We start from the raw sequence: 22,323 nt of genomic DNA on the forward strand, positions 1-22,323 counted from the left end.
ACCCCGAACGCGGGGCGCGTGCGCTTGCGCAGTTACAAGTCATGACGGCCGACATCTGCGATGTCATCCCTCACACCGCGGCAGGCGATTTCCACACCACCACGACCACTATGATGGCCGGCAACGCTTTACTGGTCGAGACCGCCGTCACCGACCTGGAATACGACCGAACCCCCGCGCACATCGCCCGCGGCGGCCTCGATCACTATCACATCACCCTCTGCGTCGCCGGCGAGATGCGGTTCAGCTCCGGTCGTCGCGACGTGACTGCGCGGCCCGGCGACATCTGCCTGCTCGACATGGCCCAACCGAACCGGACAGTGCTGCGCGCTGCCGGCGGCCGCACTCGCCTGATCGCGATCATCCTGCAACGCGCCATGCTGGCGCCGCGGCTCGCGCATCCAGACTCGGCCACGGCAACCTTGCTGCCGTCGGACCACCCGCATGCCCGCCTGATCGCCAGCCATTTTGCTGCGCTTGGCCTGCCACCGAGTCCCGAGACCGGCAACGTCGAGGCGACGGTCGAGGCGATCGCCGACCTCGTGGCCGCAGCCGCCGGCGGGACGGCCGACATCTTGGCGGGCGTCGAGCGAGCTGAGCGGCATCTTTATCTTGCGATGATCAAGCGCCGCATCGCGGACAATCTTCAGACCGACGCGCTCACTGCAGACGAGCTGTGCCGTCACTTCCGGATCTCGCGCGCGACCCTCTACCGGCTGTTCGAGGCCGATGGCGGGCTTGCGCATTACGTGCGCGAGCAGCGGCTCAATCTTGCTTTCCGCGAGCTGATTGCTCCGTCAGCACGCGACATGCGGCTGATCGACCTCGCCATCGGCATGCGCTTCAGCAGCGACTCGACCTTCATCCGCGCATTCCGCCGCAAGTTCGGGCTGACACCGGGCGAGCTCCGCGAGCTGGCCGACAATTGGCTCCGCGAAACCGGCGCGGTCCCGGCCGTCGACACCGTGCTGCATCAGCTGGCCCGCCGCCGCACGTCGCAACCGCGATAACGGACATCAGGCGAGATGACACGCCACGAAATGCCCGCCCGCGCCCTCTCTTAGCTCCGGCGCGCTCTCCGAGCAGCGCGGCTGGGCAATCGGGCAGCGGGTGTGGAAGTGGCAGCCTGATGGCGGCTTCATCGGGCTCGGCACGTCGCCCTTGAGACGGATCCGTTCGCGCTTGAGCTTGGGATCCGGCACCGGCACCGCCGACAATAGCGCCCGCGTATAGGGATGCTGCGGATTGCGATAGAGATCGCTCGCCTTCGCCAGCTCGACGATGCGGCCGAGATACATCACCGCGACCCGGTCGGAGATGTGCTCGACCACCGAGAGGTCGTGCGCGACGAAGAGATAGGTGAGGTTCAGCTCGGCCTGGAGATCTTCCAGCAGGTTGATGACCTGCGCCTGGATCGACACGTCGAGCGCGGAGACCGGCTCGTCGCAGACGATCAGCTTCGGCTCCACCGCAAGCGCGCGCGCGATCACGATGCGCTGACGCTGGCCGCCGGAGAATTCGTGCGGATAACGGCGCATGTGCTCCGCCTTGAGCCCGACCTTGACCAGCAGGCTCGCGACGCGCTCCTCGCGCTCCTTGGCGTTGGCGCCGAGATTGTGAATGATGAGTGCCTCGCCGAGGATCGCGCCGACCGTCATGCGCGGATTGAGCGAGGCGAACGGATCCTGGAACACGAGCTGCATGTTCCGCCGCATCGCGCGCAGATCGTTGCCGCTGAGCTGGCGCACGTCCTGACCGTCGAAGGTGACCTCGCCGTCGGTCGGTTCGATCAGGCGCAGCACGCAACGTCCCGTCGTCGACTTGCCGCAGCCGGACTCGCCGACGAGGCCGAGCGTCTCGCCGCGGTTGACCGAGAACGAGACCCCGTCGACCGCATAGACACTGCCGACCTGGCGCGACAACAGGCCGCCAAGCAAGGGAAAATATTTCTTCAGGCCGCTGACGCGGAGCAAGGGCTCGGTCATGCCGTGCCTCCCAACTGCGTATCGCCGAGGTGGCAGGCCATGCGGTGACCGGGCGCGATCTCGCGCAGCAACGGCTCCCTCTCGGTGCAGACGTTCATGGCAAACTTGCAGCGCGGGGCGAAGCGGCAGCCGACCGGCGGATTGATCAGGATCGGCACCGAGCCGCCGATCGCCTCCAGGCGCGTCTTGTGCTCGCTGTCGAGATCGATGCGCGGGATCGAGCGGATCAGGCCCTGCGTATAGGGATGGCCGGGATGGCCGAAGAGGTCGTCGACATCCGCCTCCTCCACCACCTTGCCGGCATACATCACGACGACGCGTTGCGCGGTCTCGGCGACGACGCCCATGGCATGGGTGATCAGCATCACCGCCATGCCGAAGCGTTCCTTCATGTCCTGCAGGAGGTCGAGGATCTGCGCCTGGATGGTGACGTCGAGCGCCGTGGTGGGCTCGTCGGCGATGATCAGCTTCGGCTTGCAGGCGAGCGCCATCGCGATCATCACGCGCTGGCGCATGCCGCCGGAGAACTGGTGCGGATAGTTGTGAACCCGACCTTCGGCGTTGGGGATCTGCACCAGCTTGAGCATCTCGATGGTACGCTCGAGCGCCTGCTTTCTGGTGACGTTCTCATGGCGGCGCAGGCTCTCGGCGATCTGTTCGCCGATGGTGAGCACCGGATTGAGCGAGGTCATCGGTTCCTGGAAAATGAAGCCGATCTCCTTGGCCCTGATCTCGTCGAGCTGGTTGCTCGTCAGCGGCACGAGATCGCGGCCCTCGAAGATGATCTGGCCGGCGGCGATGCGGCCCGGCGGCATCGCGATCAGCTTCAGGATCGACATCGCGGTGACGGTCTTGCCGCAACCGGACTCGCCGACGACGCAGAGCGTCTCGCCGCGGTTGATGGAGATGTCGACGCCGTCGACGGCCTGCAGGATGCCGTCGTCGGTCGAGAAATGGGTTTTCAGCCCTTTGATTTCGAGCAGCGGCGCCATCAGATCACCCGTCGCGCATCGAGCGCGTCACGCAGGCCGTCGCCGATGAAGTTGATCGCGACCACCGCGATGAAGATCGCGCCGCCCGGAAACAGCGCCCAGTGCGGGCCGATGTCGAGAAAGTCCTTGGCGTCGTACAACAGCCGCCCCCAGGTCGGCGTATCCGGTGGGAACCCGAGGCCGAGGAACGACAACGTGGATTCGGCGATGATGGCCGCAGCGACGTCGATGGTCCCGGCGATGATCACCGGACCGAGCGCGTTGGGCAGGATGTGCTTCACCACTTGCCGCACGGGGCTGGCCCCGAGCGCACGCGCGGCCTCGACGAACTCCTTCTCGCGGATCGACAGGAACTGCGCACGCACGAGGCGGGCGACCGGCATCCAGCGCAAACCGCCGATGACGAGCACGATCAGGATGAATATGCCGCCTTCAGGGCCAAACGCCTGCTTCAGCCCGTCGCGGAAGAGATAGATCAGCAACAGCAGCAGCGGCAGTTGCGGCAGCGACAGGAAGAGGTCGGTGAGCCACATCAGGCCGTGGCCGAGCGCGCCGCGCGACATCCCGGCGAGCGAGCCGACCAGCGTGCCGATGATGACGGAGACCAGCATCGCGGCGAGTCCGACCGCGAGCGAGATCCGCCCGCCATAGATCATGCGTGCCAGAATGTCCTGGCCGAGATCGTCGGTGCCGAAAGGATGTGCGAGCGACGGCCCCTGCATGCCCGCCACGATATCGATGTCGTCGATCTTGACGCGCCAGATGAAGGGCCCGACCACGACGGCCAGGATGAGGATAAGAAGCAGGAAAGCACTGACGACCGCGAGCTTGTGGCGGCTGTAACGCCGCCACGTCTCTCGCCAGGGCGAGTAGGTACGCCGCTCACCGGAGGGAGATGCGAGGGTCAAGCCAGCCATACAGAACGTCCGCGATGAGATTGAAAAGGACCACCAGGCACGCGAAGACGAAAGTAACGGCCATCACCACCGGCGTGTCGTTGGACAGGATAGAGGAGATCAGCAGCGAGCCGATGCCGGGGATGCGGAAGATCTGCTCGGTGACGATGGCGCCCCCGAATACCGCAGGCATCTGCAGCGCGATCAGCGTCACCACCGGAATCATGGCGTTGCGCATGACATGCTTGACGATGACCTTGGCCTGGCCGAGCCCCTTGGCGCGCGCCGTGGTGACATAGTCGAGCCGGATCACGTCGAGCATCGCCGAGCGCACGAAGCGCGTCATCGACGCGGCCTGGAACAGGCCCAGCACCGCCACCGGCATGATTGCCTGCCGGATCATCTCGAGCACCCAATGGATGCCGGTGCCCTTGATGTCGGTCGTATAGACGAAGGGCAGCCAGTCGAGCGTGACCGAGAAGATCAGGATGAACAGGATGCCGGTGAAGAAGGTCGGCAGCGAGAAGCCGACGAAGGCGAGCGTGTTCGCAACCTGGTCGAACAGCGAATAGGGCTTTGTCGCCGCATAGACGCCGACTGGAATCGCGATCAGAAGCGCCAGAATCTGCGCCGAGCCGATCACGTAGAGCGTCGCCGGCAAGCGCTGGAGGATCAGCGTATCGACGTCCATCCGGCTGACGAAGGAGAAGCCCCAGTCGCCGTGCAGCATGGCGTTGAGCCAGTGCAGGTAACGGAGATAGATCGGATCGTCGAGGCCGAACTTGGCCCGGAGTGCCGCCTGAACTTCGGGCGGGACGTTCGGGTTGGTCGCCAATTCCGCGAAGGGATCGCCTGGCGCGAGCGCCAGCACGACGAACAGCACGACCGAGATTCCGAGCAAGCTCGGAATCGCGATCATCAGGCGACGCAGGACGTACTGACTCATGAGGGAGGATCCCGTCTAGAGCTGGGGGATCATTCCTCGCGATACCAGTCGAACAGGTTGTCGGTTTCGTTGGCCCAGCCCGAGATCACCGGACGCAACGTGTTCGCGGAGGCCTCCACCTTCAGACGATGCATCGCCGGGATGAAGACGGTGTCCTGCCACATCAGGTCGTTGCACTTGATGTAGAGGGCCGCGCGCTTGACCGGATCCATTTCGGCATCGGCAGCGTCGATCGCGGCGTCATAGTCCTTATTGGTCCAGCGCGTGAAGTTCGTGCCCTGCCATTTGTTCTCCTTGCTGGCGATGTAGCGCGAATGATAGCGGCGCATGTGCTGCGACGGATCCGGCTGGCTCAGCGGAATCTGGAACATTTCGAGGTCGGCATAGAACTTCGGATAGGTGTCGGGGTTGGCGACGTCCGAGGAGAAGAACACGGAGGCCACGACCGACTTTAGCTCGACGTCGATGCCCGCCTTCTGACAGGCCTGCTTGACGATCGCCTGGGTCTTCTGACGCGGACCGTTGATCGAGGTCTGGTACAGCAGCTTCAGCTTCTTGCCGTCCTTTTCGCGGATGCCGTCGGCGCCGGGCTTCCAGCCTGCGTCGTCGAGCAGCTTCGAGGCTTTCTCGATGTTGAACTCCCAGGTGGTGTTCTTGGAGACGAACTTCTCGGGACCGTTGAGGAAGTTGGCGGTGGTGCGGCCGGCGCGGCCGTAGATCGCCTTCTTGATGGAGTCGCGATCGACCAACATCGACAGCGCCTTGCGCACTGCCGGATCGGAGAACAGCGGATGCTTGGTCTTCATCGAGGAGCGTTCGCCATCAACCTCGGTGTTCGGGTCGGAGAAGTTTAGCGCGATGAACTCGGTGTCGCCGCCCACGGCGTAGATGGTCTTGCCCTTGCCGCCCTTCTCCAGGCGCAGCAGCACGTCGTCCTCGACCTGGATGTTCCATCCGAAATCATATTCGCCGGTCTGGATCACCGCGCGCGCCGCCGAGACCGCGTCTCCGCCGCCCTTCATCTCGATCGAATCGAAATAGGGACGGTTCGCCATGTGATAGTCGGGGTTGATCACGCCGCGGATGAGATCGCCGGGCTTGAACTCGACGAACTTGTAGGGACCGGTGCCCACCGGCGCGAGATTGGCCGGGGCGTCGCGGGATTTCGAGCCGATATAGTCGGCGAATTGATGCTTCGGCAGGATCTGGCCGGCGCCGGCGCCGACGAACGCATCGGCCCAGAATGGAGTCGGCTTCGGGAAGGTGATCTTGACGGTGAGGTCGTCGATCTTCTCGACCTTGAGGTCGCGATAGGTACCGCTGGTGACGGTCGCGGTCGCCGGATCCTTGGTATATTCCCAGGTGAAGACGACGTCGTCGGCCGAGAATGGCTTGCCGTCGTGCCATTTCACGCCGGGCTTCAGCTTCCACGTCACCGACGTGCCGTCGGCGGCAAGCAGACCGTTCTGAACCGAGGGGATTTCAGCCGCCAGCACCAGCTTCATGTTGCCGTCGGGATCCCAGCAGGCGAGCGGCTCATAGAACAGGCGCGAGCCGTCCTGGTCCTTGGTGCCGGTGGCGAAATGCGGATTGAGCAAGGTCGGGCCCTGCCACCACAGCAGCTTCAATGCACCGCCGCCGCCACGCTTGGTCGGCTTGTAGGCAGACGGGCCCTCGGCCATCGCCACTCCGCCCAAGGCAAGCAGCTGGTAGGCTGCGGGCGCGGCGAGGCCAACGGCGGCCAGGCGCTGGATGAAGGCGCGGCGATTCATACGCCCATCCTTCACGTCACCGATCATCGAACGCAGCTCTTTATCCAGCATGGTTGTCCCCCGTCTGGTTTCCGTTTTTGGATGCAGGCGACCGCGGGGCGGCCGCCGGGTTTTGGCTGGCGGTAGATGGCACACTGAATAGGGTGCACGTCAACTGGGACCGTGTGTATGCAAACGGTCTTCTGGCTGTCCGTTGGGCAAAACCGTGTTCCACAGCCCAAGCGTTCGGCAATCCGGCGTCAAAACGCGCCGGAATCCTCGTTGCACTGCGGAAAATTTGTTCGTCGCATCAGACGAAGTATCGAGGCGAATTCTACGCCACGGACATGGTCAGCGGCGGCTCGACGTGGTCGGGCAGCGGACAGACATAAGGCGTCTTCGCGGTCCGCTTCGTCAGGTCGGCCTTCGCGGCCTTGATCAGCTCCGGATCCGTCAACGCCTTGATGCCGATACCGGCCATCGCCTTGGCGGCCTGCACCATGGCCTTGTGGGCGTGTCCGCTCTTGCCCTGCGCCACAACCTGCCAAGTGTGGAAGGGCGTGCCGATTGCAACCGTCGGTGCGTGAACCTGCACGGTCGGCACCACCCAGCTCACGTCGCCGACGTCGGTCGAGCCGACCAGCGGATTGCGCTTGGCATCGAGCGGCACCAGGAAGTCGGCCAGCGGCCGATCGGTCGGCTCCATGCCGATGGCGTAGTAGACCGACGCGATGTCCTTGTCGCTCAGGGTCCCGCGGATCTCCGTGGCAAAGCTCTTGTCCGCGTCGTCGAAATGCGGCGGTCCGAGCTCTTCCATGACCCGGTGCAGCGCCTGCTCCAGCGGCGTGTTCGGCAGGATGTTGGAGACCGCGGAAATGACCTTCATCTCGACCTTGGTCTCGGTCATCAGCGCCGCCCCCTCTGCGATCTTGCTGACGCGACCGACCAGCTCGTTCATGCCGGGCAGATCGCGGGCGCGGATCGAGTAGCGGACGCGTGCATGAGCCTGCACCACGTTCGGGGCAATGCCGCCGGTATCGAGCAGCGCGTAATGCACGCGCGCGTCGCTCGGCATGTGCTCGCGCATATAATTCACGCCGACATTCATCAATTCCACCGCATCAAGCGCGGAACGGCCGAGATGCGGTGAGGCCGCCGCATGGGAGGTGCGGCCGGTGAAGATGAAGTCGGCCCGCGTATTCGCAAGCGACGGCGTCACGGCCACTTCCCAGAAGCTGTGCGGATGCCAGGTGATGGCGATGTCGGCGTCCTCGAACGCACCGGAGCGCACCATGAAGGCTTTGGCCGCGCCGCCTTCTTCCGCCGGGCAGCCGTAATAGCGCACGCGGCCCGGCACCTTGTTCTCGGCGAGCCAGTCCTTCACCGCAGTCGCGGCCAGCAGCGCCGCGGAACCAAGCAGATTGTGGCCGCAGCCATGGCCGTGGCCACCCGCCTCGGTCGGTCGATGCTCGGCGACACCGGCCTCCTGGCTGAGGCCCGGCAGCGCGTCATACTCGCCCATGAAGGCGATGACCGGCCCGCCCTCGCCCCATTCTCCGATCAGCGCGGTCGGAATGCCGGCAACGTTCTCGGTGATGCGGAAACCCTGGTGCCGCAGCTCGGCGAGATGCTCGGCGGCGGAACGCGCCTCGGTGTAGCACACCTCCGGCATGCCCCAGACCTTGTCGCTGAGGTCGATGAAACGCGCCTTGATCGTGTCGACGCCACGCCAGATGTCGCTGCGGTTATCCATTGCTTCGGTCCGTGATCTCTTGGTCAAACGAAGCGACAATCGGTAGCAGTTTCATTGCACTCCGCCTAGCATTTCGCGGGACAGCAGCCATGCGGCTGGGGCCGGAATGAGCAGCCGGCCTGCGTCCTGTGCAACCGCTTCTGTACCTTGCGAAGATTTCACGCGGCCTTCTCCGGAATAGTTGGGGAACGAGGCTTTCAAGACGGCCTGCTCCAGCCTAAATTATGCGTGCTTCGCGCGTCGTTCCGCCAGCCACGTCGGAGCCGATGCACCCAGCCAGGAGAACTCCATGCCCGCCCTGACCGAATGGAGAGTGCCGCCGGCCAATCAGCCGCGTGCGAGCGACTATGGTTTCGATCTCGACCGCGCGCTCGCATCCGTCGTCGGCCTGCATGCCATCATCCCGCCGGACGCTTTCACCGCCGAGACGCTGGGCACCGAACGCGCCGGCAACGGCGTCGTGATCGACGACGGGCTGGTACTCACCATCGGCTATCTCATCACCGAGGCGGAATCGGTGTGGCTGCACCTCGCCGACGGGCGCGTCGTCGAGGGACATGCGCTCGGCTTCGATTCCGTCACGGGCTTTGGCCTCGTGCAGGCGCTCGGTCAGCTCGACGTCGAGCCCTTGCCGCTCGGCACGTCGGCGGAGACCCGGCTCGGCGACCGCGTCGTGGTCGGCGGCGCTGGCGGCCGCACGCGCTCGGTCGCAAGCCAGATCGTGGCCAAGCAGGAATTCGCCGGCTACTGGGAGTATCTGCTGGACGAGGCCATCTTCACGCATCCGGCACACCCGAACTGGGGCGGCACGGCGCTACTCAACGCGCGCGGCGAGTTGATCGGCATCGGCTCGCTTCAGCTCGAGCGCGAACGCGACGGCAAGGCCGAGCACGTCAACATGATCGTGCCGATCGATTTGTTGAAGCCGGTTCTCGACGATTTGCGCAAATTCGGCCGCGTCAACAAGCCGGGCCGGCCCTGGCTCGGGCTTTATTCGACCGAGATCGACAACCGAGTCGTGGTGATCGGCATCTCCGCCAACGGCCCCGCGGCACGCGCCGAACTCAAGACCGGCGACGTCATCCTCGCCGTGGACGGCGAGAAGGTCACGAGCCAGACCGGTTTCTACAAGAAGATGTGGGGGCTCGGCGCCGCCGGCGTCGACGTGCCGCTCACCGTACACCATGAAGGCGTCACCTTCGACGTCACGGTGACGTCGGCCGACCGCTTCAAGCTGCTGAAGGCGCCGAAGCTGCACTGATCCCCGTTAGTGAGGAAGCTGCAATGAGCGAGGCCGTGATCGACGACATCGTGGCCGTGCTGCCGCCGCTCCTCAATGCGCTGGAAGCGCTCGGCTTCTTCCAGCGGCATTTGCATCCCCCGGCCTTCGCCTCCGTGATGAACGCGATCGGTACGCCGGACGAGGCGCTGCAAGCGGCACGGGCTGCCATCGGACACTGGCCGGAGCAGTTCTCAGGCTTGCGCGAGCGGCTCGATCGCGCCTGCGACGAGACCCTCGCCACCTATGCCGGCATCCGCGAGGTCGAGCGCGGCAATGGCGATCTCGTCGCGGTCTTCCGCGCGCTGCGCCACGTGCCTCGCGCGCAGGAGGCACTCTATCCGCTAGCGGTGCAGTTTCCGCCGGTGAGCAGCTTCTTCCTCAACGCCGACAATCGCGAGAATGCCGGGCTGCTGTCGCGGCTGGAGGCAGAGGCAGGTGAGCACACCGGTATCTTCCACGACCACAACGACCCCGGCAGCCGCGGCGGCTTCTCGGTCTATGTCCCCGAATATTATTCGCCGGAACGCGCCATGCCCCTGGTGATGGCCCTGCATGGCGGCAGCGGCAACGGCCGCGGTTTTCTCTGGAGCTGGCTGCGCGATGCGCGCAGTCTCGGCGTGATCCTGGTGGCACCCACCTCGACCGGACCGACCTGGGCGCTGATGGGCGATGATACCGACACGCCCAATCTGATGCGTATTCTCGAAGCCGTCCGCAGCCGCTGGACCATCGACGCCTCACGCATGCTGCTGACCGGCATGAGCGACGGCGGCACCTTCAGCTATGTCAGCGGGCTCGACAGTGCCTCGCCCTTCAGCCATCTCGCACCGGTCTCGGCAACGTTCCATCCGCTGATGGCGGAGATGGCCGACGCCACGCGGTTGCAGGGCCTGCCCGTCTTCATCACCCACGGCAAGCTCGACTGGATGTTTCCGGTGCAGACCGCGCGGCAGACCCAGGCCGCGCTCTCGGCCGCCGGCGCCGAAATCGTCTATCGCGAGATCGACGATCTCAGCCATACATATCCGCGCGAGATCAATGCGGAGCTGGTGGCATGGCTGAACGGAGGATGAACGAGCCGTCCTTACCTGCGCCGCACTGCCGCGGAACCATCGTTAGGGGCCGACGTTATCGCCGGTCATTGGAGGTTAGCCATGCGGATGTTTCTGGGAATGATTTTGGGCGCGCTGCTGCTCGGCTGCGGCGTTTATGTCTATGACTCCATGCAGACGTCGTCCGTTGCTAACGGTGAGGTCGCAACCGCCAATCGCACCATCGTGAACTGGGATGTCGCGAAGGCCGATTGGGATCTGCTGCGCGATCGCGCGCACAGGGACTGGGTGCGCATCTCGTCGAAGTAATTCGATCGACCAAGTCTGAACAGGGCGCCGTCGCGGATCCGCGGCGGCGCTTTTGTCTTGACTGCGAACGGCGCGGTACGCCTCAGTTCATCTTGGCCTTGCGGGCGTCGGCGATGACCTGCTCGAATTCCTTCATGCTGAGCACGCCCGGCACGCGGTACTTCCCGACGATGAACGCCGGCGTGCCACGGAAGCCGAAGGCTTCGGCCTGCTCGTTGTTGCGCTTGAGGACGGCATCGATGTCCTTGGCGTGATCGGTCAGGTCACGCTTGAGGCGGTCCATGTCGACGCCGGCCGCCGCAAGCAGCTCGTTGATGCGTGGCTCGGTCAGACGCGAGCTGACGCCCATCATCGCGTCGTGGGCCTGATGGTACTTGTCCTGGAATTTGGCCGCGAGCGCGATCCGCGCCGCCGTGACCGAGACCGGCCCGAGGATCGGCCAATCCTTCATCACCAGCCTGACCTTGCCGTCGTCCTGGACGACCTGGCGCAGCTCCGGCTCGAGCTTGCGGCAATAGGGGCAGTTGTAGTCGGACCATTCGATAATGCTGATGTTGCCGTCGGGATTACCGGCGACGGGAACGCCGGGATCGCGCAGCACTTTTGCTTCGGTCAACACTTCGTCATCGTCGGCGGCCGCACGTGCCAGGCTGATACTGCCCACCGCGAGAGCGCCCGCCCCGATCAGCGTCAACGCCCTACGGCGTGTCGGCACAAGGCCCTTATTCCTGAATCCAGCCATATCTCGTCCCATTTCAGTCCCATCGCCGGAATTACGGCTCAGGACCGGGAATTGTTACGGTCTATATAGAGTGTCGCGGAGGTCATGTCATCGCACCAGCAGCGTGACCGCCAGCGGCACCAGAAGCGAGGTCACCAAGGCGTTCAGGCTCATGGCGATGCCGGAGAAAACGCCGGCGATCTCGTCGACCTGGAACGCACGCGCGGTACCGATTCCGTGCGCGGCAAGGCCAGCGGCAAAACCACGGGCGCGGTAATCGGTAACGCCGGTGCGGTTCATCAGAGGCGTGACGATGATCGCACCCGTGATGCCGGTGAGGATGACCGCGACGGCTGCCAGCGAGGGATCCGCATGCAGGGATTCGGCGATGCCCATGGCAACGCCGGCCGTGACCGATTTCGGTGCCAGCGACAGCACCACCTCGCGCGGCAGGCCGGCGAGCTCGGCCAGCAGCACGACAGACACCACGGCCGTGACCGATCCCGCGATCAGCGCCACCAGCATCGGCACGATCGAGACCATTACGCGCTTGCGGTTCTCGTAGAGCGGAACGGCGAGCGCGACGGTGGCGGGCCCCAGCAGGAAGTGCACGAACTGCGCCCCGGCGAAATAGGTGGTGTAGGAGGTGCCGGTCAGGAGCAGGAACGCGCCGATGATCCACATCGCATGCAGCACGGGGTTGGCCAGCGGATGGCGACGCGTCCGCAGCGACACCGCGTCCGTGCTTGCATAGACCAGCAGCGTCACGGTCAACCACAGCAGCGGCGACTGCGAGAGATAGACCCAGAGCGAGAATGGATTGTCGCTCATCGCGCATCCTGTTGCTTCAACAGGCGGCTGACGAGACGAAAGGTCAGCACGGTCGCGAGCAGCGTGACGACCACCGAGAGCGCGAGCACCAGGACGATGGCGATGCCGTGGGCAGCGAGCAGGTCCAGCTTCTGCACCACACCGACGCCGGCCGGCACGAACAGCAGCGACAGATGCGCCAGCAAGCCTTTGCTTGCCGTCTCGACGCCGTTGTTGTCCAACGGCCCGAGTGCGAGCCACTTGAAGCGGTCTCGGACGAGCAGCAGGATCAGGAGCAGCAGGAGGCCGAGCACGGGCCCCGGCAACGGCAGACTGAGACCGCGCGCGACGGCTTCGCCGATCAACTGGCAGAGCAGGATGAGGCCGAGGCTGGCAAGCATGACCGGCGCATCAAGAGATGTGTCGGTCATGCTTGTCAATCGGCGTGCACCGCATGTCGTGCAGGCACTGCCACGGATAGACCGTGCCGCGACAGGTCGCCTTCTGAACTATCGCAAGGGCTGCCTGCAGTCTTCCGACCTTTGATTTGCGTATCAGGCCTTCGCCGCGCTAGCAATACGGCACCGTATCAAGAGCCGGTGAGGTTTTCTTATGAGCGACGGCAAGGGCGACGTCTGGGTCGAGGCAGGGTTTGGCGAACTCGCCCGCTCGGGGGTCGAGGGCGTGCGGGTCGAGGTGCTCGCCAAAAACCTCGGCGTCACCAAGGGCGGCTTCTACCGGCGCTTCGCCGATCGCGCCGCGCTGCTCGGCGCCATGCTGGAACGCTGGCGCGACGGGCGCGTCGCGGCGATCGCACATCAGACGAGCCTCGACGGACAAGAGCCCCGCGAGCGGCTGAAGGCGGTGATCCAGCTCTATTCCGAGCGGCTCAATCCGGAGGGCATGGCGGTCGAGCTCGCGATCCGGCAATGGGCCCGCTCGGACGAGAACGCCGCCGCGGCGGTGGCGAGCGTGGATGCGGCGCGGCTCAAGCACGTCGCCGAGCTCTATCGCGCGACCGGCCGTGCGGCCGAGGAGGCCGAGGCGCAGGCCTTCCTGTTCTACTGCTTCATCTTCGGCCAGAGCCTGCTGTTCGTCGAGCGCGGTCCGCGCAAGCGATCGCAGCTCGTGGCGAAATCGGCCGAGAAGCTGCTGGATTAGACGACCAGACTTAGGCAAGATGGCCGGAGCCCTGCTCCGGCCATCGCATCAGGTCAACGCTCAGGCGGCGCCCTTCAGCTTCTTGTTGCACTCGCTGTAATAGCCGCCGCCCTTCTCGATCCACTTCATGCCGCCATTGCCGTTGGTGGTCTTGTTGGCGTTGTACTGGTCGACGCAGGTGTGGAGACGCGCCTTGCCGGCGGTCTCCTTGGCGTATTTCGGATCGACCGCGTTCGGATAGATCGCGGGACCGGCCGGCAGGGTCGGTGCCGGGGCAGCAGCGGGAGCCGCCTCCTTCTTCGCCTGCTTCGGCTCGGCAGGAGCGGCGGGCGCAGCCGCGGTCGGCGCAGCAGCAGGCGTCGCGTCCGCGCCGCACTGGGCCTTGCGGAAGTCATTCCACTTCGTGGTGCCGAGCGAGCCGTCCTTCTTGGCGGCCTGATATTTCGCGCTGCACTCCTGCGAGGTCAGCGCCTCCGCCGGCGCGCTCGCCACCAGCGCGGCAAAGCCCGACAACGCAACTGCACACAGCAATTTTGATTGGATGGTCATCCCTGGGTCTCCTCCTTGGTCTTTCCCGACGGGAAGTGAAAGATTGCTATCCTAGCGTGCGGCAGGCCCGCGACAAGGAAGTGATGGCTGCTGCCGCCAAAATATAGTGATCGCGGCGTTCAGGTTATTCATGTCGCGTTCAGCAACCCAGGCCGACGGTCCAAGCCCTTCGCAATTCTCGCAAGACAGAGTGCAACATCATGACCTTCACGTCTCGCCTCGCCGCCGTCGCCCTGGCCTCCCTGCTCGCCACAGGCGCCGCCTACGCACAGACCGCAGCGCCGGCCGCCAAGACCGACGCGGCAACCACCGCCGACAAGAAGGTAACGAAGGAACGCACGGCCGAGTCGCTCGAGTGCTCCAAGCAGGCCGACGCAAAGGGACTGAAGGGCAAGGAGCGCAAGAAATTCCGCCGCGATTGCAAGAGGGACGCGAAGGCCGGCACCACCGCGCCCGCCGCCCCCGCCGCCGACAAGAAGTAAATCCGTCACAGGCCGCTCGCGAACATCTGCGAGAGGCGCACGCATTGCGGCATGACAAGCCTGCAATTGTGCGCCTCCCGCTGATTTGCGATAAGGTGGCGTGAAGCAAATTGCCGCCTCCCTGACTTTCGAATGGCCGAGCCGTGCCGAGATTTTGAGCACGGTGGAAACGCTCGTGATCGGTACCGCCGGCGGCCTCGCCTTTCTCGTCGCCGGCCTCCCCGGCGGACTGATCTCGGGCTCGATGATCGCGGTCGGGATTGCCGCGATCGCCGGACGCAAGCTCGCGCTGCCGCCGATCCTGACCCAGACCGTGCTGGTGCTGCTCGGCATTTCGTTAGGGTCGGTCGTCTCGCGTCACCTGATCCAACAGGTTAGCGCATACCCCCTCACCATCGGCCTGCTCGCGCTCGCCACCTTCTGCTCGACCTTCGGCTCGAGCTATTACCTGCAGCGCATCCACGGCTGGGACCGCACCTCTGCCTTCCTCGCCGGCAGCCCCGGCGCGTTGTCGCAGATCACGATCCTGGCGGTCGAGCGCGGCGCCGACCTGCCTGGCATCGCGGTGGTGCAGACCATGCGCGTCATCATCCTCACCGCGGCGCTGCCGATGGTGCTGGCGTTCGCGGGCGTCGCACCCTCCGCGGCACCGTCGCTGACGACGGCGACCGCCTCGCCGCTCGACCTCCTGGCGCTCGTCGCGGCCTCGGTGGCAGCGGCACTCCTGCTGCGGCTGATCAGGTTTCCGGCGAGCTGGATGTTCGGCGCGATGATCGCCTCCAGCGTGCTGCATGGCGCGGACTGGGTCGAGGGCGGCCTGCCGAACTGGATGCGCGGCGTGGCGCTGATCGGCATCGGCGCGCTGATCGGCAGCCGGTTCGCGCGGATGCGGATCAAGACGCTCGCCGGCCACATCAACGCGGCGCTGGGCTCGTTTGCGGTGGCGATCGCCGTCTCCGCCGTCTTCGTCGGCATCGTCGCGGTCACCACGCAGGTGAAATTCTCCGACGTCGTCGTCGCTTTCGCGCCGGGCGCGATGGACGCGATGCTGGCGCTGGCGCTGACCCTGCATATCGACCCGATCTTCGTCGGCGCCCATCATCTGTCGCGCTTCGTGTTCGTGACGATCGCGACGCCGGGCATCGTGCACCTGTTCGGGCGCACGCAGGACGATGTGGACGATTAGCTAGCGCTTCGCCGTCGCCGCGAATCCCCAGACGGAGATCGCTGCCATCAGCAGCGAGATCAGAACGTTGTAGCCGGCGAGCGAGAGGCCGAGGAAGCGCCACTGCACCTCGTCGCAGCGCACCACCTTCACGGTGTCGAGCTTCGACAGCAGGTCGGCGGCGCTGCCGAGATTGACGACGGGGCCGGAGCAATCGGTCGGGCCTTTCCAGAGGCCCCACTCGACGCCGGAGTGATAGGTGCCGAGGCCGGCATTGGCGAGCGTCGCCAGCGCGAGAATCGCGAGCCCTGCGAGCAGCAGCGGCCGCGGCGCGCCGCCCCGCGCCGCAAGCGCCACGAGCGCGCCAAGCGGGATCGCGAGGTAATAGGCGTAGCGCTGCTCGAGGCAAAGCGGACAGGGCACGATCCCCAGCACGAGCTGGAAGAACCAGGCGCCCGCGATGGTCGCTGCGGCGATCAGCGTGACGAGAAGCGCGGCGGTCAGCGCGGGGCTCGTGGCCGCCGGTTTGAACGCAGGTATTGCGGCACTCTGGGTCGTCACGGCAGCCTCTTCCGGTGGGTCGCTTCCCTAGCCTCTAACCCCGGCCCATGCGGCTGTCGAGAACGGCCGGGATCACTTTGGCGCGGGTTGACCCCGCTTTGTCCATGGCTATAGTCCGCCGGCTTCGCGACGCCCGCTTTGGGGGCCGACCGGGGGCCCCTGTGGCGGAACTGGTAGACGCGCTCGACTCAAAATCGAGTTCCGCAAGGAGTGCTGGTTCGATTCCGGCCAGGGGCACCAACCAAGAATTAAGCGTCTGATTTCTCTTACATAGTTATTGATTTAATCCCACCCGACGCTTCGGTGGGACACGCTTTTGGTCACGCTTTGACGTCGCGTGGCTGGATCAGATGCAAGTATTTAATTGGTCTCCAATGAAGCTCCCAGTGAGTTTTAATATTAACAACGGCATATTTGGCCGCGACCGTTAAATGCGATTGATACAGCGCTCCCTGGGAGTAAGTGGGAGCTCATGTCGACGGCGCCACGGACTAATTTAGCGGCCGCGTTAACTAGGCTCCGAGGGAGTTATCAAGCCAGCTGAGAACCGTGTAACTTCCAAGCCCAATCCCGCGGAAGATAAATAGACCTTAAATCTTCGAATAATTAGGATTGAGAGATGTCCCGTATTTCGATGCCTTCATCTGACGACGTGACGGGCGTTCCTGGTAGACCTCTGGTCGTCGATCTAGACGGTACACTCGTGCGGTCGGATCTTCTTATTGAAACTGCTTTTTTTGAACTCGCGCGGGATCCGCTGTCATTGTTTGCTATCTGCAGAACTTTGATGCGAGGCAAAGCTGCTCTTAAGCACCGCTTAGCGGAATCGGCAGAACTTGATCCTTCGGCTCTTCCCTACGACGAAATTGTGTTGGCCCGAGTACGTCAGGCAACGCTCGAAGGACGGCCGGTCTACCTTGCGTCCGCAAGCAACAAACGTCTGGTTGCGGCGATTGCTGATCACTTGGGAATGTTTTCAGGATGGTTCGCTTCGGATGAGAAGGTAAACTTGGCCGGCGCCGCGAAGGCGGAACGCCTCGTAACGGAGTTTAAGGAAGGAGGGTTTGACTATATCGGAAATGATCTTGCCGATTTGCCTATTTGGGCCAAGGCCGGAAGAGCGATCGCCATCAGAGCTTCGAGTCCGGTGAAGCGCGCCCTTGCACAACATACGACAATAACAGAAGTCGAATATTTGCCGCACGAACGGCCAGGTTGGCGTACGTGGTTGAAGCTGTTTCGCGTGCACCAGTATGCCAAGAATGCCTTGATCTTCGTTCCCTTCTTTCTAGCCCATCAATTTTCTCTGCAATCTACAGCAGATGTTTTCCTTGCCGCCATCGCCTTTTCGCTCTGCGCATCGAGTGTTTACATCTTAAACGATCTCGCTGATCTGCAGGCCGACCGACGGCATCCTACAAAGCGGAAGCGGCCGCTTGCGAGTGGTGCGATATCTGTACTTGATGGCTTTGCTGCGATGCCGGCGCTATTCACGACATCCGTGCTGATAGCAACGATGGTTTCACTAAAATTTCTGGCTGTGATGCTTGGCTATTTTGCGCTGACGGTAGCGTACTCTTTCGTTTTGAAACGGAAGATGCTTATCGACGTCATCGTATTGGCTATGCTTTACGTCGTTCGGCTCGTGGCAGGTGCGATCGCGGCCGAGGTCGTATTTTCCGAATGGCTCTTAGCCTTTTCGATGTTCTTCTTTATGGCATTAGCGTTGATCAAGCGATACGTCGAACTCGCCGTGCGCGTCGACTCGGGATTGCCTGAACCAGAAAATCGCAATTATAAGCTTAAGGATTTAGAAATTGTCGCGGGGCTTGCGGCCGCGGCGGGATTCAACGCTGTGACGGTATTTGCTCTCTATATATCGTCCGACACAGTACACTCATTATACCGGCGTCCCCAGCTACTATGGTTAATCTGTCCTATATTGCTGTACTGGTTCAGCCGTGCGCTCATGATGGCACACAGGCGACATATGGAAGACGATCCGATTGCTTTTGCACTGAGGGACAAGAATAGCATCATAGCCGGAGCCATTACTGCGTTGCTCATACTGGCCGCAATCTAATGGGTCTTGCCTTCCGGTACATTGTGTTCGCAATCGCGTCTACGCTGGCGAACCTTTTGTTCCAGGAGTGTGTTTTTCATATTTCGCCGATCATGCCTCTCGCTACATCAATGGCGGCAGGGACCGGCATAAGCTTTGTTATCAAATATGTGCTGGATAAATACTGGATATTTGAAGACGAGTCGGCCGGCTATACCGAGGAAATCAGAAAAATCGTTCTCTACGGAGCTTTTAGTGTCGCAACCACGATAGTGTTTTGGGTAACCGAGATCATCTTCTGGGAGGTTTGGCAGTCCTCTGGCGCGAAATATGCCGGGGCTGTCGTTGGATTGACGCTCGGCTACACCGCAAAATACTTTCTCGACCGGGCTCTCGTATTCAACGGACGGTAGCGACCATGGAGCTTACGGGTTGGGGACGTTTTCCGCGCCATCAGACAGAAGTGTGTCCGACTTTCTCGGCTCAATTTTCCTTGCACTTCCGAATGCCGTCTCATTGCTGAACCAACCGTAGGCTGCCAAAAGGGCCAAAAGGGGTTCTACACCCGCGCGGAGATTCCATCTCACTAGGCCTGCAACAAAACCAGACGCCGCGGTTGTGGCTACAACTATCAAGGCGACCCAAACCCAAGACGGTGTCCTGTAGTTGGCCCTTAAGTTAGATAGAACAGTCTTACAAACGCCCAAAATAACCACGGCATGAATCGCAGTCCAGGTAACAAATAGCGCTACGAGCGCGAGATTCCGTCTCAACAACTCCGCGATTACGCCGAAGACGCCCGCCTCGTCCCTAATTCTCAGCCAGGAAAAGCCATCTGGGGTTTCGCCGAGGCCAAGGTAATAACCAAAGAGATGGTTGGCGCCTGGATTCAGGATTAAATTGAATGCGTCGGTGTACACCGAGTTGAAGGTGGCTAAGGGATGACCGGCTGCCAGGGCCAGAAACGCTGAAGGTCCCATTCGGCCAGTCGTGTCCAGCGGCAGCCCCAATATACGATCAGCGCGTAATGCCAAATTTGTCGAGAGATCCGCATTGGATGCACCCAAGCCAAAGTCACCAACGAACAACAATCTCAAGGTCATCCAGGAAATTGGGAATATGGCGTAAGCTAGAACAGTGGCACCTAATATGGTTTTCCGGTCTGAGAATGGAGCAATCGAAAGATAGGCAGCTAATGCCAGCGGAACTAACAGACCTTGGGGCCGAATTGAAGATGCCAAACCGAAACTAGCAAAGCCTATGTAAATAAGGACTAGGAAATCTCGTTTAGAAGCGTCCTTCACAGCCTGGCATATCGCAAATGTTCCAATTGTGAGAAGCAGAGTGAACCATGTCTCGGTCACTAGAAGGTGCGGGTTCAAAAGAGCACCAGGCATTACCAGAACGAAGAAGCCTGTCGCCACCGCTACAGTTGCGCTTCCGGTCAATCGGACGGCGGCGAGGAAGGTAGTAACAAGAATGATGAACTGAAGTGCGATTTGAAAACCGATTAGCAAATAGGGTCCGCCGATCGAATATAGAATCGCGTGCTGCAGGAAGTCGCCGGGCACACCCGAATTGAAAATTATACCTTCGAGTGAGTGCTGACTGGCTGCGAAGAGTTCGTTGAGTTTTGCAAGGCGGTCACTTGCGCGATCTCCGCGAATTACGGCGGCTGGGTCCGTTACATCAAACAAAAATAGGCCAGTATGGATGGCAAAAAAAAGAATGACAATGAGAGGAAGCCAGAGGCGAGGGTTGGTCGATAGATTTCTCAAACTGTCCTCGCTTAACAACTTGGGGTTCGTAAGCCGGTGCCGGTCGGAGTTCATCGCCAGCTGGACTGTGAACGCCGCAAAACAGAAAAGTACGAAAACCTGAAACAACAGGCGCAGCCTGGTGTCGACGAAATGTTGGCACCGGCTCGTAGTAGGCGCCGTACGGCCTTGAATCTTGAAGTCTTCTCCAGTTCAAGTGCTAAATTTATCCGACTTTACAAGGACGGCACAGGATTTAATTTGGCATTGGTGAAGACTGGACCACCTCGTGAACGTCACGTCAGTGGCGGCGACATTCGAAATCGTTGAATACGGTTGGGGTTGAGTCACTATCGACCCGAAGGGCAGACACTAGGTCGTAACCTTTTTGGCTCGTAAGCCTCCAATGTTTCGGTCGAGAATCCTGCGTATGTTCTTGAGCATCGGGTTCTCAATCCAGCGGCTGATTGAAAGCCCGAGGAGATTGGAAGCCACGAGCGCAACGAGCACGAATACCAGACCGGTTGCGCGCGACGATACGGGCATCACTTTAGCCAACGCCGCAACGACGAATACATTAAAAATATACGTGCTGTACGATGCGTCGCCAAACTTTTCCGCCAATTTGGCGAAAACGCCGCCCTCGCCGCCCTCACCGCTGCAAAGTATCACCACGCATGCGGCTGGAACCCACATCAGCAAATCAGTGGGGAAGGAGATATCATCGAGGCTTCTGACGCAAGTGTATGCGACACACATCAACCCAAACATGAAACATGCCACAATAAACGGATAAGGAATCCGCGGATTCCTCGCAAACAAACCGATGAAGATGCCGATGATGAAGAGCAAAACGATATGTTCCGTGAAGAACAGCACCGCTGTACGTGCCGGATTTCCAGGTCCGACAAAAAGCAAGTGCGACCCAACCAAGATCACGAACACCGCGGTGATGAAGGAAACGCCTGCCCTCAACGGCAGCAACATTGCGACCGCGAAGACGGCATAGAAGAACATCTCATAGTTTAGCGTCCATCCGACGCTCAATATTGGCTTCATGACACCGTGCGTCGCGTCAAAATACGGGACGAAAGCGAGGGATAGTCCGAGATCGATAAACCGCCACTCCTTCGCAACGAGCGCCACAAAGATAAAGGCGCAAAAAGTCCCAATCCAATAAATCGGCAGGATACGCGTCAAGCGTCTCAGAAAGAATTCCTTGGCGTTTCCGAGGGTCCCAAAGCGGTCTCGGTTCGTCCTGATCATAATAAAGCCGCTCACGATGAAGAACACGATAACACCGAGATTACCGATGTTGTATCTGACGTCATCGAAGTACGAGGGCAGTATCCCGTTTCTAACTAGTGGACCAAGAGCGTGATCCAGAACAACCGCCGAGGCGGCTATTCCTCTCAACGCCTGAATATGGTGAATCCGAACAGAAATTGACAATGATAAAATCCTCAATAACCGAGGAAGTTAACAACCTGTATGAGACGCCGCAAGCTTGAGTGGCAATTAACTTGCTTATCTGTTGAATTTTCGAACCTGATTATAATCCCAAACTGGGCACGATGGTCGGACAATTCGCCTACTACTACGCCATTCTGACTGCGGTCCTGAAGTTTTCATGCGCTAACCTACGTCGGCGGTTGCGGTCGGTGAGGAGGGCATTCGTCGACAGAATTGACGTGCAGAACATCTGTGAGCAGAGCGGCAATCTCGGGTTTTATTGTTAGCGATGCCGTTCAATTTCGATCCGCTCAGCAAGCGCTGATGGCGGGGTTGTCCGCCGAACACGTTCAGAAGAAGCTTCTCGCGGCCCCTTCTTCCTGAGATAAAAACTTTTCTCGGTACTCCCGGTCGATCATCCGCCTATCTCCCATTCGTCCGCTTCAATCTTGGCCAACCCGCGCTAGTTCGCCGCGTTGCGATCAAGAGTCGAGGAAGCCTATGGCCGGAGGTATTCGTCGAACTCGCGGATACGGTGAGACAATGGTTCAAAAGGGCTATGTGAAACAATGGAAATCTCGAAAGTCCCACATTCCGCTAAGCGATTAATATGTTTCACATATTGTTGCCCGGCCAG

General features: G+C 61.7%; 22 protein-coding genes and 1 tRNA gene. 10 read left to right on the forward strand and 13 right to left on the reverse strand.

Annotated elements, in window-relative coordinates; genetic code table 11:
• The first annotated feature begins 41 nt into the window (after positions 1 to 41).
• Entirely contained in the window at positions 42 to 1,010 is a 969-nt protein-coding gene (locus tag WHZ77_RS30515) for a helix-turn-helix domain-containing protein (protein ID WP_375311322.1), read from the forward strand.
• A gap of 6 nt (positions 1,011 to 1,016) precedes the next feature.
• Here WHZ77_RS30515 and WHZ77_RS30520 read toward each other — a convergent pair whose 3' ends face one another.
• From WHZ77_RS30520 to WHZ77_RS30545, 6 genes are all read right to left on the reverse strand, one after another.
• A complete protein-coding gene (locus WHZ77_RS30520; RefSeq protein WP_375311323.1) occupies positions 1,017 to 1,985 on the reverse strand; it encodes an ABC transporter ATP-binding protein in 969 nt (322 codons plus the stop codon).
• On the reverse strand, positions 1,982 to 2,977 hold the full coding sequence (locus WHZ77_RS30525) for an ABC transporter ATP-binding protein (RefSeq protein WP_375311324.1): 996 nt from the start codon (positions 2,975 to 2,977) through the stop codon (positions 1,982 to 1,984). The genes WHZ77_RS30520 and WHZ77_RS30525 overlap by 4 nt, the downstream gene beginning before the upstream one ends.
• A complete protein-coding gene (locus WHZ77_RS30530) occupies positions 2,977 to 3,894 on the reverse strand; it encodes an ABC transporter permease (RefSeq protein ID WP_375311325.1) in 918 nt (305 codons plus the stop codon). The genes WHZ77_RS30525 and WHZ77_RS30530 overlap by 1 nt, the downstream gene beginning before the upstream one ends.
• On the reverse strand, positions 3,860 to 4,819 hold the full coding sequence (locus WHZ77_RS30535; protein WP_375311326.1) for an ABC transporter permease: 960 nt from the start codon (positions 4,817 to 4,819) through the stop codon (positions 3,860 to 3,862). Before WHZ77_RS30535 ends, WHZ77_RS30530 begins: the two co-directional genes overlap by 35 nt.
• A 29-nt stretch (positions 4,820 to 4,848) precedes the next feature.
• Positions 4,849 to 6,642, reverse strand: a complete 1,794-nt coding sequence (locus WHZ77_RS30540; protein ID WP_041748586.1) for a peptide ABC transporter substrate-binding protein — start codon at positions 6,640 to 6,642, stop codon at positions 4,849 to 4,851.
• Between the two features lie 262 nt (positions 6,643 to 6,904).
• The gene (locus WHZ77_RS30545; RefSeq protein ID WP_375311327.1) at positions 6,905 to 8,323 is read right to left on the reverse strand and encodes a M20 family metallopeptidase; all 1,419 of its coding nucleotides are present in this window, start codon (positions 8,321 to 8,323) and stop codon (positions 6,905 to 6,907) included.
• 289 nt (positions 8,324 to 8,612) lie between these two features.
• Here WHZ77_RS30545 and WHZ77_RS30550 point away from each other — a divergent pair, with 289 nt between their 5' ends.
• The 3 genes from WHZ77_RS30550 (at position 8,613) to WHZ77_RS30560 (ending at position 10,966) form a co-directional block, all read left to right on the forward strand.
• Positions 8,613 to 9,584, forward strand: coding sequence for a S1C family serine protease (locus WHZ77_RS30550; RefSeq protein WP_375311328.1), 972 nt, complete (start codon positions 8,613 to 8,615; stop codon positions 9,582 to 9,584).
• 23 nt (positions 9,585 to 9,607) lie between these two features.
• Positions 9,608 to 10,678 carry a phospholipase gene (locus WHZ77_RS30555; RefSeq protein ID WP_375311329.1) on the forward strand — a complete coding sequence of 357 codons (1,071 nt, stop codon included), beginning with the start codon at positions 9,608 to 9,610 and terminating at the stop codon, positions 10,676 to 10,678.
• A gap of 81 nt (positions 10,679 to 10,759) precedes the next feature.
• Entirely contained in the window at positions 10,760 to 10,966 is a 207-nt protein-coding gene (locus WHZ77_RS30560) for a hypothetical protein (RefSeq protein ID WP_151644728.1), read from the forward strand.
• Between the two features lie 82 nt (positions 10,967 to 11,048).
• On the opposite strand, the gene WHZ77_RS30565 is transcribed toward WHZ77_RS30560, so the two are convergent.
• From WHZ77_RS30565 to WHZ77_RS30575, 3 genes are all read right to left on the reverse strand, one after another.
• Positions 11,049 to 11,708 carry a DsbA family protein gene (locus WHZ77_RS30565; RefSeq protein ID WP_375311330.1) on the reverse strand — a complete coding sequence of 220 codons (660 nt, stop codon included), beginning with the start codon at positions 11,706 to 11,708 and terminating at the stop codon, positions 11,049 to 11,051.
• Between the two features lie 87 nt (positions 11,709 to 11,795).
• The gene (locus WHZ77_RS30570; protein ID WP_375311331.1) at positions 11,796 to 12,518 is read right to left on the reverse strand and encodes an LrgB family protein; all 723 of its coding nucleotides are present in this window, start codon (positions 12,516 to 12,518) and stop codon (positions 11,796 to 11,798) included.
• Positions 12,515 to 12,898, reverse strand: a complete 384-nt coding sequence (locus tag WHZ77_RS30575) for a CidA/LrgA family protein (protein WP_375314850.1) — start codon at positions 12,896 to 12,898, stop codon at positions 12,515 to 12,517. The genes WHZ77_RS30570 and WHZ77_RS30575 overlap by 4 nt, the downstream gene beginning before the upstream one ends.
• A 211-nt stretch (positions 12,899 to 13,109) precedes the next feature.
• Here WHZ77_RS30575 and WHZ77_RS30580 point away from each other — a divergent pair, with 211 nt between their 5' ends.
• Positions 13,110 to 13,658: a TetR/AcrR family transcriptional regulator gene (locus tag WHZ77_RS30580; RefSeq protein ID WP_375311332.1), complete on the forward strand. Its 549-nt coding sequence runs from the start codon at positions 13,110 to 13,112 to the stop codon at positions 13,656 to 13,658.
• Between the two features lie 60 nt (positions 13,659 to 13,718).
• Here WHZ77_RS30580 and WHZ77_RS30585 read toward each other — a convergent pair whose 3' ends face one another.
• Positions 13,719 to 14,207 carry a hypothetical protein gene (locus WHZ77_RS30585; RefSeq protein ID WP_375311333.1) on the reverse strand — a complete coding sequence of 163 codons (489 nt, stop codon included), beginning with the start codon at positions 14,205 to 14,207 and terminating at the stop codon, positions 13,719 to 13,721.
• 200 nt (positions 14,208 to 14,407) lie between these two features.
• On the opposite strand from WHZ77_RS30585, the gene WHZ77_RS30590 reads away from it, so the two are divergent.
• Positions 14,408 to 14,689, forward strand: a complete 282-nt coding sequence (locus tag WHZ77_RS30590) for a PsiF family protein (RefSeq protein WP_375311334.1) — start codon at positions 14,408 to 14,410, stop codon at positions 14,687 to 14,689.
• A gap of 100 nt (positions 14,690 to 14,789) precedes the next feature.
• Positions 14,790 to 15,875, forward strand: a complete 1,086-nt coding sequence (locus tag WHZ77_RS30595) for an AbrB family transcriptional regulator (RefSeq protein WP_375311335.1) — start codon at positions 14,790 to 14,792, stop codon at positions 15,873 to 15,875.
• On the opposite strand, the gene WHZ77_RS30600 is transcribed toward WHZ77_RS30595, so the two are convergent.
• A complete protein-coding gene (locus WHZ77_RS30600) occupies positions 15,876 to 16,415 on the reverse strand; it encodes a disulfide bond formation protein B (RefSeq protein WP_375311336.1) in 540 nt (179 codons plus the stop codon).
• A gap of 155 nt (positions 16,416 to 16,570) precedes the next feature.
• Between WHZ77_RS30600 and WHZ77_RS30605 the strand changes: the two genes are divergently transcribed.
• From WHZ77_RS30605 to WHZ77_RS30615, 3 genes are all read left to right on the forward strand, one after another.
• Positions 16,571 to 16,655 (forward strand) — tRNA-Leu (locus WHZ77_RS30605).
• A 379-nt stretch (positions 16,656 to 17,034) separates the two neighbouring features.
• The gene (locus WHZ77_RS30610; protein ID WP_375311337.1) at positions 17,035 to 18,498 is read left to right on the forward strand and encodes a UbiA family prenyltransferase; all 1,464 of its coding nucleotides are present in this window, start codon (positions 17,035 to 17,037) and stop codon (positions 18,496 to 18,498) included.
• Positions 18,498 to 18,890: a GtrA family protein gene (locus WHZ77_RS30615; RefSeq protein WP_375311338.1), complete on the forward strand. Its 393-nt coding sequence runs from the start codon at positions 18,498 to 18,500 to the stop codon at positions 18,888 to 18,890. The genes WHZ77_RS30610 and WHZ77_RS30615 overlap by 1 nt, the downstream gene beginning before the upstream one ends.
• Positions 18,891 to 18,902: 12 nt before the next feature.
• Here the strand turns inward: WHZ77_RS30615 and WHZ77_RS30620 are convergent, their stop codons facing one another.
• Both WHZ77_RS30620 and WHZ77_RS30625 read right to left on the reverse strand, forming a co-directional pair.
• Positions 18,903 to 20,363: a hypothetical protein gene (locus WHZ77_RS30620; protein WP_375311339.1), complete on the reverse strand. Its 1,461-nt coding sequence runs from the start codon at positions 20,361 to 20,363 to the stop codon at positions 18,903 to 18,905.
• A gap of 243 nt (positions 20,364 to 20,606) precedes the next feature.
• Positions 20,607 to 21,686, reverse strand: coding sequence for an acyltransferase family protein (locus WHZ77_RS30625; RefSeq protein WP_375311340.1), 1,080 nt, complete (start codon positions 21,684 to 21,686; stop codon positions 20,607 to 20,609).
• Positions 21,687 to 22,323 lie beyond the last annotated feature (637 nt).

The sequence above is a fragment of the Bradyrhizobium sp. A5 genome, assembly GCF_042076515.1.
Taxonomy (GTDB): Bacteria; Pseudomonadota; Alphaproteobacteria; order Rhizobiales; family Xanthobacteraceae; genus Bradyrhizobium; species Bradyrhizobium cosmicum.

What these genes read in the sequence shown, in the direction of transcription:
- WHZ77_RS30555 (WP_375311329.1), top strand. Translation starts at nt 9,608, where the DNA reads ATGAGCGAGGCCGTGATCGACGACATCGTGGCCGTGCTGCCGCCGCTC.
- WHZ77_RS30525 (WP_375311324.1), bottom strand. Translation starts at nt 2,977, where the DNA reads ATGGCGCCGCTGCTCGAAATCAAAGGGCTGAAAACCCATTTCTCGACC.
- WHZ77_RS30540 (WP_041748586.1), bottom strand. Translation starts at nt 6,642, where the DNA reads ATGCTGGATAAAGAGCTGCGTTCGATGATCGGTGACGTGAAGGATGGG.
- WHZ77_RS30585 (WP_375311333.1), bottom strand. Translation starts at nt 14,207, where the DNA reads ATGACCATCCAATCAAAATTGCTGTGTGCAGTTGCGTTGTCGGGCTTT.
- WHZ77_RS30610 (WP_375311337.1), top strand. Translation starts at nt 17,035, where the DNA reads ATGTCCCGTATTTCGATGCCTTCATCTGACGACGTGACGGGCGTTCCT.
- WHZ77_RS30545 (WP_375311327.1), bottom strand. Translation starts at nt 8,323, where the DNA reads ATGGATAACCGCAGCGACATCTGGCGTGGCGTCGACACGATCAAGGCG.
- WHZ77_RS30590 (WP_375311334.1), top strand. Translation starts at nt 14,408, where the DNA reads ATGACCTTCACGTCTCGCCTCGCCGCCGTCGCCCTGGCCTCCCTGCTC.
- WHZ77_RS30580 (WP_375311332.1), top strand. Translation starts at nt 13,110, where the DNA reads ATGAGCGACGGCAAGGGCGACGTCTGGGTCGAGGCAGGGTTTGGCGAA.
- WHZ77_RS30575 (WP_375314850.1), bottom strand. Translation starts at nt 12,898, where the DNA reads ATGCTTGCCAGCCTCGGCCTCATCCTGCTCTGCCAGTTGATCGGCGAA.
- WHZ77_RS30520 (WP_375311323.1), bottom strand. Translation starts at nt 1,985, where the DNA reads ATGACCGAGCCCTTGCTCCGCGTCAGCGGCCTGAAGAAATATTTTCCC.
- WHZ77_RS30550 (WP_375311328.1), top strand. Translation starts at nt 8,613, where the DNA reads ATGCCCGCCCTGACCGAATGGAGAGTGCCGCCGGCCAATCAGCCGCGT.
- WHZ77_RS30530 (WP_375311325.1), bottom strand. Translation starts at nt 3,894, where the DNA reads ATGGCTGGCTTGACCCTCGCATCTCCCTCCGGTGAGCGGCGTACCTAC.
- WHZ77_RS30565 (WP_375311330.1), bottom strand. Translation starts at nt 11,708, where the DNA reads ATGGCTGGATTCAGGAATAAGGGCCTTGTGCCGACACGCCGTAGGGCG.
- WHZ77_RS30560 (WP_151644728.1), top strand. Translation starts at nt 10,760, where the DNA reads ATGCGGATGTTTCTGGGAATGATTTTGGGCGCGCTGCTGCTCGGCTGC.
- WHZ77_RS30615 (WP_375311338.1), top strand. Translation starts at nt 18,498, where the DNA reads ATGGGTCTTGCCTTCCGGTACATTGTGTTCGCAATCGCGTCTACGCTG.
- WHZ77_RS30570 (WP_375311331.1), bottom strand. Translation starts at nt 12,518, where the DNA reads ATGAGCGACAATCCATTCTCGCTCTGGGTCTATCTCTCGCAGTCGCCG.
- WHZ77_RS30515 (WP_375311322.1), top strand. Translation starts at nt 42, where the DNA reads ATGACGGCCGACATCTGCGATGTCATCCCTCACACCGCGGCAGGCGAT.
- WHZ77_RS30535 (WP_375311326.1), bottom strand. Translation starts at nt 4,819, where the DNA reads ATGAGTCAGTACGTCCTGCGTCGCCTGATGATCGCGATTCCGAGCTTG.